Raw genomic sequence first — 16,999 nt, forward strand, 5'->3', positions numbered from 1 at the left:
TCAGCTCGCATCCAGGGCCGACAAGTCCACCAATGCCAACTCCACCTGCTGCGAGCCGAGGTCGCCGTCGCCGGAAGCGGCGGACATGGCGTCCCCGATCAGCTCCCGCAGCGCCAATGGGAAGCGCCGCGCCAGCGCTTCGGCGCGCGCGCCCTGCACCCGGCGGGTGTCGTACCACCAGTCGAGGTGCAGCACGCCGGAGTGGCGGTACACCCGAAGCTCGATGGCATGGCCCAGGCCCGGGATCGTGTCGCGCACCGGCATGGCCGCGTCCGAGTCGAATTGCACCGGCGCGTCGATGGGCGGCAATTCGGGGATCATGCCGACGTACCGGAAGTGGACGTCGGCGGGCGGCACGGCCGAGAGTGCGCGTGCGGTGGGCGCGTAGAGGTGCCGCAGCAGCCCGTATCCGATCCCATGGTGCGGAACGGATTTGAGGGTGTCGCGCACGTCGGTCAGCAGTTCGCTCGCGCCGGTGTCGTCGCTCGTCGCGCAGCGAAGCGGCACCGGATAGATCGTGGTGAACCGGCCGACGGTCCTGCGCAGGTCCACGTCCGGCCGCAACACCGAACGGCCCGCCCCCTCCAGGTCGACGGCGAGGACGCCGGTGCCGATCGTCTCGGCGATGGTCCTGCCGAGCGCCGCGAGCAGGATCTCGTCGATCGACCAGCCGAGCGCGCGCCGCACATCGTCGACCTCGGAGGTCTGCTCGACGGTGAGCGCCGACGGCACCTTGGCCAGGTCGTCGCCCAGGGGCCGGTCGGTGACTTCCGGGTCCGCCGGCCGCAGCGTCGCGCGGCCCGAGCTCTCCAGCCAGAAGTCGCTCGTACCGAGGACCGCGGGGTGGGTGGCGAGGCCGGCGACGCGCAGCGACCAGTCCCGCCACGAGGTGGTGGTCGGCGGCAGCGAGATGTCCTCTCCCACCAGCCGTTGCGTGAATGCGGTGAAGATGTCGGCGACCAGGATCTCGCGGGAGGCGGTGTCGGCGACGGCCTCGTGCAGCGACAACGTCAGGTAGCGCGCGTCGCCGGGGCCAGAGAGGAGGCTGGCGGTCAACGGCGCGGCGAGGTCGTCCTGTGCCGTGAGCTCGGCCACGACGTCGAGCACCGCCGCCCGCTGCGTGTCGGCATCGGTGCCGGGCAGCGTCCGCGACGACAGATGATCGAATTCGGCTGCCTCCGTGACGCACTGGACCCAGGTCCCGGCGTGCTCGACGAGCTGTAGCCGCAACGCGTCGTGGTGGTTGGTCACGGCGGTCAGCACCGCCCGGACGTCGTCGAGGCTGACCGTCGGATCGAGGCGCAGGATCAACGGCACGCGCCAGCGCCCCGCCCGCCGCACGCCGCTCTCGAGGAACTGCGCGACGTTCGGAGGAACGGCCGGACGGGACGCGGCGTCGGGCGCTTTCGCCAGCGAGCCCGCCGCGTATTTGGCGTCGACGTGGGCCGCCAGGGTGGCCAATGTCGGGTTGCCGTAGAGATCCTGGGGCGTGACATCCAGCCCGGCGTTGCCGGCGTTGGTCGCGATGCCGATCGAGATCAGGGAGTCGCCGCCGAGGTCGAAGAAGTTGTCGTTGCGGCCGATCGAGTTCAGGCCCAGGCATTGCATCCAGATCTGCCGCAGCGTCGCCTCGGTGTGCGATTGATGCCCGTTCGTGGACGCATCGGCGCCGTTGGCGGCAGCGCCCGGGGCTTCGGGAGTCTCGGTGGACCGGTCGAGCCAGGCGAGGGGTTTCGCGTCGACCCAATGCCGTTCGCGGGCAAAGGCGTAACCGGGCAGGGAGACCAGCCTGGGCGTCGGCCCGGTCAGCGGTTCCCAATCGACGGGCACACCGGCCGCCCACAGTTGGCCGAGCCCGAGCAGGAAGGTGTCCCGGTCGTCGACGTTCTGAATCGGATGTCGCATCAGGCGAACCGCGCGGTGGCCACTCGACCACTTCGGGTGCCGCAAAGCCGAGCCCGTCAGGCTGCCGCCGGGACCGACCTCGACGAGCACGCGGCCCGGATCGCTCAAGAGCACGTCGAGCTCGTCGGCGAACCGGATCGTGGAACTGATCTGGCGGGCCCAGCCGGCCGGGTCGGTGATCTGCTCGTCCGACATCCAGGTCCCGGTGAGGTTGCTGAGCAGCGGCGTGTCGGGGCGGCGCAGCTCGACGCCGGACAGGAACTGCTGAAATTCGGCCGCCATCGAATCCATTGCGCTGGAATGGAATGCGTGTGTCGCCCGCACGCGCCGGGCGGTGATGCCCGCCTCGCGGAGCCGCTGGGTGAACGCGCGGATCTCGTCGCCTGCCCCGGCGACGACGCAGTTGCCGGGATCGTTGACCGCGGAAAGCTCGACGCCCGGGGTGAGGTAGGGAGCGATGTCGTCGGGGCCCAGCGCGACGGCGACCATCGAACCGGGCGGGGACTCGTGCATCAGGCGGGCGCGCAAGGCCACCAGCGTGATCGCCGTCTCGAGGCCGAACACCCCGGCCAGCGTGGCCGCGATGTACTCACCCGTGCTGTAACCGATGTACGCCCCGGCACGCAGCCCGTAGTGTTCGGCCAACCGCGCCAGCGCGTATTCCACCGTGAACAGGGCGGGCTGGGAGCGGTCGATGCGCTCCAGGTCGGTTGCGGCGTCACCGAATATCAACGCCTTCAGGTCGATGCCCATCTCATCGCCGAATCCCGCGACGCAGGCGTCGAAGTGTTCGGCGAACGCGGGCTCCGTGTCGTAGAGGCCCCTGGCCATGCCGACGTGCTGGGCGCCCTGCCCCGGGAACATGAACACCACCCGCCCCGCGGGGTTTTCGCCGCCGGCGAGGGATTCGCCGACGAAGACGTTGTCGTGTTCGGCGGCCCGCAGCACGGTGGCCGCATGATCGCGGTCGTGCACCACGGCCGCCATGGTGAGGCGGTGCTTGCGGCGTCCGGCGAGGGTGTGGGCGACGTCGGCCGGCTCGGGACCGTCCGGGCCGGCCAACGCGTCGGCCAGTGCGGCGCGCGACTGCTCAAGCGCCGCCGTGGTTTGCGCCGACAGCAGCAGCACCTGGGGACCGGGTGGCGCGGCGCGGTCCGGAACGTGGGGCGCCTCCTCGACCACGACGTGGACGTTGGTGCCGCCCACCCCGAACGAACTGACGCCGGCCCGCCGCGCACCTTCGGAATCCCACGCCCCGTAGGTGCTGCGCACCGTGAACGGGGTCTCGTCGAGGTGCAGCTCCGGGTTCGGGCTGGTGAAGTGCAGCGTCCCGGGGATCGCCTTGTTCTTCAGGCACAGAATGGTTTTGATCAGGCCCACCACGCCGGCCGCCACCTCCAGGTGGCCGATGTTCGACTTGACCGACCCGAGCACGCAGGGGCCGGGCCGGGGCGCCTGCGACACGGCGAACGCGGAGCGCAGACCCTGGACCTCGATGGGATCGCCGAGCGGCGTGCCGGTCCCGTGTGTCTCGACATAGCTCACGGTCGACGCGTCGACGCCGGCCACCGCGTGGGCTTCCGCGATCACGTCGGCCTGGGCGGCCGGATTCGGTGCCGCGTAGCCCATTTTCATCGATCCGTCGTTGTTGATCGCCGATCCGCGGATGACGGCGTGAATGCGGTCACCGGCGTCGAGGGCGGCCTGCAGGGGCTTGAGGGCCACGATGGCCACGCCGCTGCCGAAGACGGTGCCGTCGGCCCGCACGTCGAAGGGCCGGCAATGGCCGACCGCGGACACCATGGAGCCCGGCGAATTCCAGTACCCCACATGGTGGGGGACCGACAGCGACACCCCACCCGCGAGGGCCAGGTCGCATTCCCCGCTGAGCAGGCTCTGGCACGCGAGATGGACCGCGACCAACGAGGACGAGCACGCGGTCTGGACCGTGATGCTCGGGCCGCGCAGATCGAACTGATGGGACACCCGGGTGGCGAGAAAGTCCTTGTCGTTCTGCAGGAACAGGTTGAACTGCTCGAAGTTCAGACCCGTCCCCATGAAGGCGTCCTGGGCGCGATGTGACGAAAGATTGTGCAGGAGATAGCCACTGGGCGAGCTGGTCCCGTACACGCCGATCGAACCGTCGAACCGGGCGGGGTCGCAGCCGGCGTCCTCGAACGCGTGCCACGCGCACTGCAGGAACAACCGGTGCTGCGGGTCCAGCATCCGGGCGAGCTGGGGCGGAAAGCCGAAGAATTCGGCGTCGAATTCGTCGACCCCGTCGACAATCGGTGCGCGCCGCACATACGCCGGGTTCGCCAGCACGTCGTCGCCGACCCCGGCGGCTTTGAGCTCCTGCTCGGACAGCGTGGTGATGGACTCCTTGCCGTGGCGCAGGTTGTCCCAGAACGCCGACACGTCGTTGGCGCCGGGGAATCGTCCGGCCATGCCGACCACCGCGATCGCGTTGGGCGGCAACTCCGTCGAGGTCGTGCTCATGCTTGGTGTCCTCGCTTCCGCCGCAGTGCGGCTTGTTGGCGCGCGGCCGCGCGCTGCTGCGCCCGGTCGCGAACCGCGTCTTCCTGCTCGAGTGCCTGTGCATCGCCGGCCAGGCCGAGCTGGCGGACCAGGTCGGCCGTGAGGTCGTGCAGCGACGCCCCTTGCAACAGGAGTGCCACCGGCGGCTCGACCCCGAAGTCCGCGCGTGCCGAATTCCGGATGCGCACCGCCATCAGGGAATCCATCCCGAGCTCGATGAGGGGAACATTCGGGTCGACGGCCGATCGATCCGCGTAGCCCATGACCGCGGCGATGCGTGCCCGCAGCCGATCGGTCATCAGCGCTTGCGCCGCACCGGATTCCAGCCCGTCCAGCGCCTCGGGGCCCGCCCAGTCGCCGCCGTCGCCCGCGGCCTCCAGTTCGGCGACCACGTTGGTGAAGTAGCCGAGTTCGCGGATTTCGGGGAAGGCGATGAGCGCCCGGTCGGGCCGCAGCCGGCCGACGCCGGTGTGGCATCTGCCGCTGGCCAGCAGCGGCTCCATCGCCGCGGCGCCCTCGGCGGGAGTGATGGGATCGAGCGCGCCGCCGGCGAGCGTGCGGGCGAGCCCGACCTCTGCCCACGGGCCCCAGTTGATCACCGCGGCGGGCAGGCCCGCCGCCCGCCGCCAGTCGACCAGGGCGTCCAGCCAGGCACTCGCGCACGCGTACGAGGCCTGCCCCGGGCCGCCCAGCATCGAGGCGGTGGACGAAAACCCGAGCCACCAGTCCAAGTCGCAACTGGCGCTGGCCTGATGCAGTCGCAGCGCCCCGGTGACTTTGGGCGCCCACACCCGTTCGACGCTCTCCCTGGTCATCGAGAACACCAGGCTGTCGTCGAGCACGGCGGCCGCGTGCAGGACGCCGCGCAGGTTAGATTCGCCGGCGGCGGTCACCAGTTTCTGGGCGACGCCTTCGGTCGCGATGTCGCCGGTCACCACGACGATCTCGGCGGTGCGCTCCAGTTCGGCCAGGACCGCGCGCTGCTGCTCCGACGGTTCGCTGCGCCCGTTGAGGACGAGTCGCGCGGCGCCGCTGTCCACCAGCCATCGCGCCATGACGAGGCCGAGGCCACCGAGTCCACCGGTGACGATGTAGGACGCTCCCCGCCGGACGACGTCCCCTGTGGTGCGTTCGCCGATGGCCGCCCGGGTGAGGCGTTCCGTGTAGCGCTGCCCGCCGCGCCACGCGACCACGTCGTCGACCTGCCCCGAAACCGCCTCGGACAGTTCGGCGTTGAGCGCTGTCGCGGGATCGCCGTCGAGGTCGACCAGCGTGGTCCGCAGCTCGGGGTGCTCGTAGGCCAGCACCCGCACCAGTCCCTTGAGCGCGCCGACCCCGGGCTGGCCTGCCTCCTCGTGCACCGCCAGGCCGCCCTGGGTGACCAGCCAGAGCCGCGGCGATCGACCGTGCCAGCCGCCGACGATCGCGCGGATGACGGTCGACACCGCCCAGACCGTTTCCCGCGCCCGGCTTATGCCGTCGTCGCCGACGCCGGGGTTGGGGGCCACGAACACGACCACGCCGACGGGTGGGCGCTCGGGATCGCCGGCCGCGTCGGCGAATGCGGACAGGATGGCGGACTCGTCGGACAGGTCGGCGGTGACCACCCGGCGCGCCGGTGAGCGCCAGCCCGTGGCGAACGCCGCCGCGCCCTCGCGGGTTTCGGCGGCGGCGAGCACCAGCCAGCTGCCGGGGGCTTCGGAGCCGGCGGCCGCGATCGGCCGGGACACCCAGGTGGTGTCGAATACCTTCTGCGACAGGGGAAGTGGCACGCTGCGCCGCTCGACGCGGCGCAGGTAGATGTCGTTGATCTCCGCGGTGACCGTTCCGGCGTCGTCGGTCAACACGATTCTGCCCAGCTTGCCCACGCCGCCCTCGTCGAGGTTGGTCAGCTGGACCCGGCAGCGGGCGCGCCGGCCGGGGTCGCCCGAGACCCGGATGGCGTCGAAGGACACCGGCAGGTAACTGGCTTCGGCGGACCCGGCGAGTTCGTCGTCCGGCATCGCGGCGGCCAGGCTCTGCAGCGCGGCGTCCAGCATGACGGGGTGCAGCCGGAACGCGGGATGCCGCGGCGCCTCGTCCGGGAGGATGATTTCCGATTCGACGAACCCGCCGGGCATCCGGTGGATGGTGGCGAGCGCAGCGAAGGCGGGGCCGTGGTACTGGCCGGCGTGGCGCAGCACGCCGTACAGGTCGGCCGGTTTGATCTCGGTGTCGCCGTGCCCGGGGGGCGCGGGCCGGTCGGGGCGGGCGTCCGACGTCCGCAGCTCGGCCCTGGCGGTGGCGTGTCTGACCCAGCCGCCGGACGATCGCGAGTAGATCTCGATGCGGGTCTTGTCGTCTGCTCCGCGGGTCAGCTGGGTGGTGAGCTGGGTGTGGTCGCCGAGGGTGAGCATCTGCTCGACCTCGAGCTGGTTGATCGAGATGCCCGCAACCGGCACGCCCAGCGCTTCACTGGCTGCGGCCAAGGCGATTTCGGCGAACGCCGCGCCGGGCATGACGGCCTGACCGAACACCTTGTGGTCGGCGAGCCAGGGGGAGACCGCGGTGCCGGTGTCGGCCCGCCACACGTGGTCGCGGCTGGACGGAACCTCGATGTGCGCGCCCAGCAGTGGGTGGGCGGAGACCGACTCCGACATCGCGGACCGGTCGGCGACCCAGAATTGGGTGTGCCGCCAGGGCGTCACCGGGATGTCGGCCAGACGGCCGTGGTCGGCGCCGGGCGGGGTTTGCGCGACGGCGGCCAGCTGGGTGTGGAAGCTGGTGGTGTCGTCGGTGTCGCGGTGCAGCGTGCCGATGACGTGGCGGGCTTCGGCCCCCAGCGTGTCGGCGATGGCGTGGGTGAGCAGCGGGTGGGGGCTGATCTCGACGAAGGTGTGCCGGTCGGAGCCGGCCCGGCTGACGGCCTGGTGGAAGCGCACCGGGTTGCGCAGGTTGGCGGCCCAGTAATCGGCGTCGGGCAGCGGCGTGGGCCCTTCCGTGGTCGTGCTGAGCATTGGGATGGCCGGCGCCTTAGGTTCCAAATCGGCGAGCGCAGAACGTAGTTCGGGCAGGATCGGGTCGACGATCGGGTGGTGCGAGGCGACGTCGACTTCGATCCGCCGCGCGAGCAGGTTTCGGGCGACGACGGCCGCGATGACCGCGTCCACCTGTTCGGGCGGCCCGGCGATGACCGATTGGCGCGGTGAGGCGTGCACGGCGAGCGTCACCTGGGGGTAGTCGGTGATCAGTGCTCCGGTCGCCTCGGCGTCCAGTTCGAGCAGCGCCATCGCGCCCTGGCCCGACAACCGGGCCATCAGCGCCGACCGGGTGGCGATCACCCGCAGCCCTTCGGCCGGCGTGAGCGCGCCGGACACCACGGCGGCCGAGACCTCGCCCATCGAGTGCCCGATCACCGCGTCGGGCTCGATCCCGTAGTGGCGCCACAGCGCGGTGAGCGCGAGCTGAATGGCCACCAGCACGGGCTGAATGTTCTGGATGCCGACCACCGGCTGACCGTCGGCCAGGGTCCGCTGCAGCGAAAACCCGGTCTGGGCAACGAAGTCGGGTTCGAGTTCGGCGATCGCGGCCGCGAAGGCGGGCTCGTCGGCCAGCAGGCGGCGGCCCATGCCGGCCCACTGCGCGCCCTGGCCGGAGTAGACGAAGACCGTGCCGGTGCGCCGGGCGGCCTCGACGGGAGCGAGCACGCCCGGCGCCGGCGCGCCGGCGGCCAGGTCGCGCAGCCCGGCCACCGCGGCGGCGGTGTCGCGGGCGACGACGGCTCCGCGCCAGTTGTGCTGGGCGCGATGATGACTCAACGTGTGCGCGACATCGGCCAGCGGCGTCGCCGCGCCGGGACCGCCCAGCCAGTCGGCCAGCGTCGCGGCCATCGACGCCAGCCGCTGCGGCGTCTTCCCCGTCACCACCAGGGTGGACAACGCGGGCGCGGGATGCGGCTGCGCCGGTGCTTGATCGGGCGCCTGCTCGATCACCACATGCGCGTTGGTTCCGCTCAGGCCGAACGACGACACCGCCGCCCGGCGCGGGCCCGCCGTGGGCCACGGCGTGCGCCCGGTCGGCACGAACAGCCGCGTTGAGGAGGCGTCGATCGCCGGGTTCCACCGGGTGAAGTGCAGGTTGGGCGGGATGAGCCCCCGGTTCACCGCCAGGATCGCCTTGATGAATCCGGTGACGCCCGCGGCCGCCTCCAGGTGCCCGAGGTTGGTCTTGACCGATCCCAGCGCGCAGCCGCCCTCGCCGCGTCCGTAGGTGGCCGCCAGCGCCTCGAACTCGATGGGGTCACCCAGTATCGTTCCGGTTCCGTGGGTTTCGACGTAGTTGACGCTGTCCGGCGTGGCGTCGGCCTGCCGCAGCGCGGTGGTGATCACGTCGCGCTGGGCCGCCGCATTGGGCGCCGTCATGCCGTTGGACCGGCCGTCGGAGTTGATGGCCGACCCGCGCACCACGGCGAGCACACGATCGCCGTCGCGGGTGGCGTCGGACAGCCGCTTGAGCACCACCACCCCGCAGCCCTCGCTGCGCACGAACCCGTCGGCCAGGGCGTCGAAGGTCTTGCAGCGGCCCGTCGGTGACAAAGCGGACCATTTTGACAGCGCGATGCTGGTGAACGGCGACAGGGAGAGGTGCACCCCGCCCGCGAGGGCGACGTCGCTCTCGCGCAGCCGCAGGCTTTGGCAGGCCAGGTGGATCGCCACCAACGACGACGAACACGCCGTGTCGACGGCGACCGCCGGGCCGCGCAGCCCCAACAGGTAGGAGATGCGGCCCACCGCCGCGCTGTGCGGGTTCCCGGTGCTCATGTATGCGTCGATCTCGGCGCGCCGCTCGAGGTTGAGGATCGTGTAGTCCCATGCCGAGATGCCCATCAGCGCGGCGGTTCGGCTGCCGCTCAACGAATCCGGGGGCAGGCCGGCGTGTTCGAGCGCTTCCCAGGCTACCTCGAGGAGCATGCGCTGCTGGGGGTCCATCGCGACCGCTTCGCGGGGGGTGATGCCGAAGAAGTCGGCGTCGAATCCGGAGACGTCGTCGACGAAGCCGCCCCATTTCGTCGTCATCCGGCCCGGCGCCTGGGGGTCGGGGTCGTAGAACTCGTCGGCGTCCCACCGGTCCGCCGGTACCTCGCCGACGGCGTCGCGGCCGTCGACTAGGAGTTGCCAGAAGCTCTCCGGCCCGGCGACGGCGCCGGGCAACCGGCAACCGATGCCCACCACCGCCACCGGTTCGGCGATGTCGGTCGGGAACGCCGTTCCCGCGCGGACAAGCTCACGTGCCAGGACCTCGCGCGCCTTCGGTGACATCTGCGCTGCGCGTTCGGCAATGCTCGTCATTACTCACTGCCCCCCGTTGCGGTTTCCAACTCGCTTGCCGCCACCAGATCGGACAGCAATTCCATCTCCTCGTCCGACAGGGCGGTGTCCCCGTCGGACGGTTCGTCGCCGTCGGTGAGCGGCGCGTAACCCAGCCGCTCACACAGCGCGCCGGCAAGGTCGGTGATCGTCGGGTACGCCCACACAAGGGCGGCCGGCAGCGTTGTGCCCAGGCTGGATTCGAGCCGGTTGCGCAGTTCGAGGGCCATCAGCGAGTCGAGGCCGAGCGACTGCATGGGGCGGCCCGGGTCGATCGGCTCGGTCGAGCGCAGCACTGCCCGGATCTCGTTGGCGATCGCGGTGGCGAGGCGGGCGGGGCGCCCGGCGGCGTCCAAGGCGTCCAGTTCGGTGCGGATGGCGCCGCCGCCGCGCCGCTCGCCCGTCGCGTCTTGCAGGTTGGCGAACAACGACGACCCGGCCGCGGCGGGGAAGGATTGGAACCACTGCCGGGCGTCGAGACTGAACACGCCGGTGCGGACCCGGTCGGCCGACAACGCCAGCTGCATGGCCTCGAGCCCCTGCTCGACCGTGATCATCGCGACGCCGAGGTCGGCGAAGAATTGGGCGCGGCCCACCTCCGACCATGGGCCCCAGTTGATTCCGACCGCGGGCAGTCCGGCCGCGCGCCGGTGGGCGACCAGGCCGTCGACCCACGAGTTGGCGGCGGCGTAGGAGCCCTGGCCCGGCGCGCCCAGCAGCGAGGCCACCGACGAGAACGCCAGCCACCAGTCGAGGTCCAGGTGGGCGGTGGCCTGATGCAGCAACCAGCCGCCCGCGACCTTCGGGGTGAATACGCGCCGGGCGGCCGACTCCGACATGTTCAACACGATCTCGTCGTCGAGGACCATGGCGCTGTGCAGGACCCCGGCCGGCCGGAAGCCGGCGTCCTCGACCGCGCGCACCAGCCGCTCGGCCGTGCCCGGCTCGGCGATGTCGCCGGTAACCACCTCGATGCGGCCGCCCGCGGCGTTGAGCTCCGTGATGGTGGCGGCCACCTCGCCGGTGGGGCCCGAACGTCCGTTCAGCACAACCAGTCCCGCGCCGCGCTCGACCAGCCAGCGCGCGACGACGAAGCCGAGGCCACCCATGCCGCCGACGATGATGTAGCCGCCGTCCGGGCTGACCAGGGGTTGCGGTGGCGGTGCGGCGATCGCGGCGAGGCGGCCGCCGGCCGGGATCGAGACGACGATCTTGCCGGTGTGCCGCCCGGAGGCCATCAGCGCGAAGGCGTCGCCGGCGTCCTGCAGGCCGAACTCGGTGACCGGGAGCACCTGCAGGCGGCCCTCCGCCACATGCCGCAGGATGTCCGCGAGCATGCGACGGTAGCGTGCCGGTTGCAGTTTGAGGTTCAGGTCCAGGTCGACCACGGCGAACGACGCGCTCTTCGCCAGGGCCGCCAGCCCCAGCCCGGCGTCGGCGTGCACGTCCTTCTTGCCCAGCTCGATGAACCGGCCGCCCGGGGCGAGCAGCTTGACACCGCGGTGAATCGCTTCGCCCGAAAGGGAATTGAGGATGACGTCCACCCCGTAGCCGTCGGTGAGGTCGCGGATCTCGTCGGCGAAATCGACGCTGCGGGAATCGCCGGCGTACTCGACCCCAAGGCTCCGCAGCATTTCGCGTTTGGCGTCCGAGCCGGCCGTCGTGTAGATCCGGGCGCCGAGCATCCGGGCGATCGAAACGGCGGCCAGTCCTACGCCGCCGGTGGCGGAGTGGATGAGCACGCGTTCGCCGGGGGCCAGCCGCCCGACCTCGCACAGGGAATGCCAGGCGGTCAGGTAGGCGATGCCGAACGCGGCCGCCTCGCCGTCGGGCAGCGCGTCGGGGACGGGCGCGACGAGGTCGGCCAGGGTGGTCACGTGGGAAGCGAAAGTGCCGGGGCCGAAAGCGATCACGCGCTGGCCGATTTCGACGGAGTCGACGTCGGGGCCGACGGCGGTGACCAGGCCGACGCACTCGCCACCGACGACGGGCGGCGCCCCGTCGAGCCCGGGGTAGACGCCCATCGCCTTGAGCACGTCGCTGAAGTTGAGGCCCGCGGCGACGACGCGGACTTCCACCTGGCCGCACCCGGGTGGAATCCGCTTAACGGCGTGGAGGTTCAGGGCGTCCAGCCGTCCGGGTTGATCGGTCTGCAGCCGGACAGCTTCCCCGCGGTCCAGGTCCACGACGGTGCGGCGCGGCTGGGGGGCGAGGTCACCGGTCGCCGTGGTGGGCGCGGGCACCACCCGGTTGACGTATCGGTGCGAGTCGCGCAGCGCGATCTCGTCGTGGTCGGACCCGGCGAGCAGCTCCGCGGCCAGGTCGGCGACCGAGGCGATGCCGTCGGCGTCGGTGTCGATCAGGGTCGGCTTGAGTTCCGGGTGCTCGAAGGTCAGCACCCTGGTGATGCCGCGAAGTTGCGTCTGCGCCAATGTGACCCGATCGGCGGGACCGAGCTGTTGGGCGCCGCGGGTGACGATGTACAGCCGCGGGCTGTTCCGGGCGCCCATCCTGGTCACCGTCTTCGCGATGCCGGCGACCAGCAGCGTGCGCGCCTGCGCCAGGGCGAGTTGGGCGCGGTCCGCGAGCGACTCGTCGACGGCCCGTGCCGGACAGACCACGGCGATGGCATCCCACGGGGTTCGGGTGATCGCCGCGCGCAGCCCCGCAGGGTCGGCCGGGGAAACCATGTCGACCTCGGCCGCACCGTCGCTCAGCGCCGACCGCAGCGCGGGGAGCAGCGGGTCTGCGTCGTCCTCGTCTCCGATCAGCAGGACGCCGGCGAGCGTGCCGGCCGGTTTGTCCAGTGGGGTGAGCTCCCACTCCAGCGCGAACAGCCGGTTCCCGAGTTCCGTTGTGCCCCGGCCCGATCGAAGCACCGCCATCTCCACCTCGTCGACGACGAGCAGCGGTCGTCCGTCCCGATCCGTCAGGACGACGTGGCCCACCAGCCGGTCGGGGTCGCCGGTGGTGGTCAGCGAGCCGAACGAGCGCACGCCGTCTGCCACGTTGCCGTAGACGTGGACACCCGCGAAACGCGCTGGCAACACGATGATTTCGCGGGCGTTCTGCCCGCCGGCCAGGTCGATCGCGGCCCGGGTGGCCCCGAGCGCCTGGACGGCGATGTCCATCATGACCGGATGCAACACGACGTTGCGCGATCCGGTCCTGGCCGACGCGGGCAGGCGCACGTCCGCGCGGGCCGCTCCCGACGGGGTGACGGTGAGGCCCACGATCCCGCGGAAGGCCGGGCCGTGCTGTTGTCCGGCGCCGCGCAGCCGCTCATACAGCTCGTCGGGGTCGAGCTCCGTCACGCCGGGTTCGTCGGCCGGCAGCGACGGCAGCGCGCGTTCGGTTTCGCGGGTGAGGGTGGCGGTGGCGTGTTTGACCCATCCCGAAGCGGCGTTGTGCGTGCGCATTTCGACGCGACAGGTCTGCTCGTCGCCGGCGAGCGTCGTCACCAGCGCGGTGCCGTCGCCCACGTGCAGCAGGTGGTCCAGGCTGAGGTCGCGGATCATCCAGGGTTCGTGCTCGGGGCCGCCGAAGGCGTCCGTCGCCGCGGCCAGCGCGATGTCGGCGTAGGCCGAACCCGGCAGGACGCAGAGATCGTCGATGACGTGATCACCGAGCCACAGCAGGTCGGGGCCGAGCTCGCATTCCCAGATCCGGGTGCCGGTAGTGGGGTCGGTCACGCCGGCCCCGAGCAGCGGGTGGGTGTTCGGGGCGTGGTGGCCGGCGGTGGTGGGGGAGATCCAGTGCCGGGTGTGCTGCCACGGCGTTTTCGGTAGCGGGGGGTGCGGTCCCGGGGGATGCGGCGTATGGGGCGGGCGCGTGACGTGGGCGGTGTTGAGGTTGGTGTGGAAGGTCAGGGTGTCGTGGGCATCGCGCTGCAGGGTGCCGATGCTCAGGTAGCCGTCGCGGTCGGCGAGGGTTTCGCTGATGGCGTGGGTCAGCAAGGGGTGCGCGCTGACTTCGATGAAGGTGTGGTGCTCGGCCGCCGCGGCTTCGATCGCCTGCTGGAAGCGGACCGGGTTGCGCATGTTGGTGGCCCAGTGGTCGGCGTCGAAGGCCGGCCGGCTGTTCAGGTCCGCGTAGGTGGTGGAGATGATCGGGATGGTCGGTGGGCGCGGGGACAGATCGGCGAGTTGCGCGCGCATCAGTGGCTGCAGCGGGTCCATCGCCGGGTTGTGCGGCGCCACTTCGATATTGACCCGGCCGGCGAAGTGGTTCTGCGCGCGGACCGTGTTGATGAGGTCGTCGATCGCCTGGGTCGGTCCGGCGATGACGGTCTGGCGCGGCGAGCCGTAGATCGCCAACGTCACCTGCGGGTGGTCGGCGATCAGCGCCTCGGTCGCGGCGGCGTCGAGCTCGAGCGCGGCCATGGTGCCCTGCCCGGACAGCGGGGCCATCAACCGCGATCGTGTCGCGGTCACCCGCAATCCCTGGGCGGGCGTGAGCGCACCGGCCACCACGGCGGCGGCGACTTCGCCCATGGAGTGGCCGATGACCAGGTCGGGGGTGATGCCGTGGGCGCGCCACAGCGCGGTCAGCGCCAGCTGCATGCCGATCAGGCCCAGCTGGATCTGTTCGATGCCGACCAGTTCGCTGCCGGTGGCGATCACCTCGCGCAGCGAAAACCCGGCCTGGGCAACGAAATCGGGCTCCAACTCGTCGACCGCCGCGGCGAAGGCCGGCTCGTCGGCGAGCAGCCGGCGGCCCATGCCGGCCCATTGCGACCCGCGCCCGGAGTAGACGAACACCGTGCCCGGCCCGACCGCGCCCTCGCGGCAACCCACCAGGCCGGTGGCCGGCTCACCGGCCGCCAGCGCGCGCAACCCCGCGACCGCCTGGTCCCGATCGACGGCGGCCACCGTGGCGAACGCGGCGTGCCGGGCCCGGTGATGGTTGAGGGTGTGCGCCACGCCGGCCAGCGGCAGCGTGGCGCCCGGACCGTCCAGCCAGTCGGCCAGCACCGAGGCCGTCGCGGCCACCCGCTGCGGAGTCCTGCCCGACACCACCAACGTCGACACCGCCGGCTCTGAGCCACGGCGGTCCGGAATGACTTCCGGCGCTTGCTCGATCACGACATGCGCGTTAGTCCCGCTCACGCCGAACGACGACACGCCGGCCCGGCGGGGCTGCCCGCTCTCCGGCCACTCCATGTCTTCGGTGGTGATCGTCAGCCGCGACACGTCCTCGCTGGCGTGGGGCGTGAGCTCGCGGAAGTTCAGGTTGCGCGGGATGCGACCGTTGCGGACGGCCAGCACCGTCTTCATGAACCCGGTGATGCCGGCCGCCGCCTCCAGGTGACCGAGATTGGTCTTGACCGCCCCCAGCACCAGCGGCGCGCGGCCCTCGCGGTCGGCGAAAACCTTGCTCAGGGAATCGAGTTCGATCGGGTCGCCGAGCGGCGTGCCCGTCCCGTGCGCCTCGATGTAGTCGATCTCGGCCGGGGTCAACTTGGCCGAGGTCAGCGCCTGCCGAAGCAGCGCCTGCTGCGCGGGGCCGTTGGGAACGGTGACGCCGCTGCTGGCGCCGTCCTGGTTGACGGCCGAACCGCGAACCACGGCGAGGATGCGATTGCCGTCGCGTTGCGCGTCGGACAGCCGCTTGAGCACGACCACCCCGCAGCCCTCGCTGCGCACGTAGCCGTCGGCGTCGGCGTCGAAGGTCTTGCACTGCCCCGCGGGCGACAACATGCCCCACCGTGAGCAGGCGATGCTGGTGCCGGGGCTCAGCAGCAGGTTGGTGCCGCCGACCAAGGCCGTGTCACTTTCGTTCCAGCGCAGGCTCTGGCAGGCCAGGTGAATCGCCACCAGCGACGACGAGCACGCCGTGTCGAGGACCATCGCCGGGCCGCGTGCGCCGAGCAGATACGCCATCCGGCCCGCGGCGAAGTTGGCGGAGTTGCCCGTCAGGACGTAGGCGTCGAGCTCCTCGGGTCGCATCGCCTCGGAGAGCGTGAGCATGTAGTCGTAGGCCGTCACACCGACGTACACCGAGGTCTGGGTGCCGCGGATGGTATGCGGCGGAATCCCCGCGTCTTCCAGCGCCTCCCAGGCCACCTCGAGGAACAGCCGCTGTTGTGGATCCATCGCCGCCGCCTCGCGTGGGGTGATGGAGAAAAACTCGGCGTCGAATTCGTCCGGCTGCCAAGTGGAAAGGAAGCCGCCTTCGCGGTTGCAGATGGTTCCCGGCACGGTGTGGTCGTCGGTGTACAGGGCGTCCGCGTCCCAGCGCTCGGGCGGCACCGGCACGATGCCGCTTCGCCCGTCGCGCAGCAATTCCCAGAATTGGTCCGGGTTGTCCACCCCGCCGGGCAACCGGCAGCCCATCCCGATCACCGCGATCGGCTCGGTGCCGGCCTTCTCGGCGATCTCCAGCCGGGCGCTCAGATCGTCGATCTTGTGCAGCGCCTCGGTGATGATCGCCCGGCGGTCCGGTGTCGAGGTGGTCATCGCGTTCCTCTGAGTCGTTCCGAAAGGTGTTCCAACAACTCGGCTTCGGTGAGTTCGTCGTAGACGTCGGAGGCGGGTTCGGCATCCGGTTCGGCGAGTTCGGGCAGCATCGTCGCCAAGTAGTCGGTGAGGCTGTACACGGTCGGGTAGTCGAAGATCACCGAAGCCGGCAGGAATTCACCGAGACTGTCCGACAACGCGCGCTGCAGCGTGACGCTCATCAGGGAGTCCATTCCGAGCTGGAAGAAGCCGATCGAGGGATCCAGCGACTCGCTGGGTGGTAGCCCCATCACCCCGGCCGCCAGCAACCCGACGTGGTCCAGCAGCATGTCGTGGCGGCGTTCGGGCGGGCACTTACTCAGGCCGACGCGCAATTCGCTTGCGGGCATGGCGGTTTCGCCGGGCACCGGAAGCAGGTCGTCGACGATGTGCAGCGCGCCGCGGGTGCGGTAGGCGGCCGCGAGCAGTGGCCAATCCGCTTCTACCACAATGGAATGCACGCCTGCGGCGGGGCTCATGGCCCGCGGCAGAGCGCCGATGGCGACCTCGTCGTTCATGGGCACCAGCCCCGAACCCATGCTGACCTGGCCGAATTGGTGCTCGGCGTCGGACAGGGATTTCCACAGTCCCCAGTTGACCGTCGTCGCCGACAATCCCATCACGTGCCGCGCGTACGCCAGGGCGTCCAGGTAGCCGCTGGTGGCGGTGTAGTGGGCCAGCCACCGCGAACCGGTGAGGCCGGAGATGGAGGCG

At 71.2% G+C, this 16,999-nt stretch carries 4 protein-coding genes; all 4 read right to left on the reverse strand.

Going from position 1 to position 16,999, the window contains the following annotated elements:
- Entirely contained in the window at positions 1-4,404 is a 4,404-nt protein-coding gene (locus A5691_RS06115) for a type I polyketide synthase (protein ID WP_068017374.1), read from the reverse strand.
- Positions 4,401-9,770 carry a type I polyketide synthase gene (locus tag A5691_RS06120; RefSeq protein WP_068017376.1) on the reverse strand — a complete coding sequence of 1,790 codons (5,370 nt, stop codon included), beginning with the start codon at positions 9,768-9,770 and terminating at the stop codon, positions 4,401-4,403. Before A5691_RS06120 ends, A5691_RS06115 begins: the two co-directional genes overlap by 4 nt.
- Positions 9,770-16,246: a type I polyketide synthase gene (locus tag A5691_RS06125; RefSeq protein WP_068266477.1), complete on the reverse strand. Its 6,477-nt coding sequence runs from the start codon at positions 16,244-16,246 to the stop codon at positions 9,770-9,772. Before A5691_RS06125 ends, A5691_RS06120 begins: the two co-directional genes overlap by 1 nt.
- Positions 16,243-16,999: beta-ketoacyl reductase (locus A5691_RS06130; protein ID WP_156734768.1), on the reverse strand; the 757-nt coding region annotated here is incomplete at its 5' end. The genes A5691_RS06125 and A5691_RS06130, both read right to left, overlap by 4 nt.

The organism is Mycobacterium sp. E183 (assembly GCF_001667735.1).
In the GTDB taxonomy this organism is placed as follows: domain Bacteria; phylum Actinomycetota; class Actinomycetes; order Mycobacteriales; family Mycobacteriaceae; genus Mycobacterium.

Coding starts and splice junctions, on each gene's coding strand:
- A5691_RS06125 (WP_068266477.1), bottom strand. CDS start 16,246: ATGACCACCTCGACACCGGACCGCCGGGCGATCATCACCGAGGCGCTG.
- A5691_RS06115 (WP_068017374.1), bottom strand. CDS start 4,404: ATGAGCACGACCTCGACGGAGTTGCCGCCCAACGCGATCGCGGTGGTC.
- A5691_RS06120 (WP_068017376.1), bottom strand. CDS start 9,770: ATGACGAGCATTGCCGAACGCGCAGCGCAGATGTCACCGAAGGCGCGC.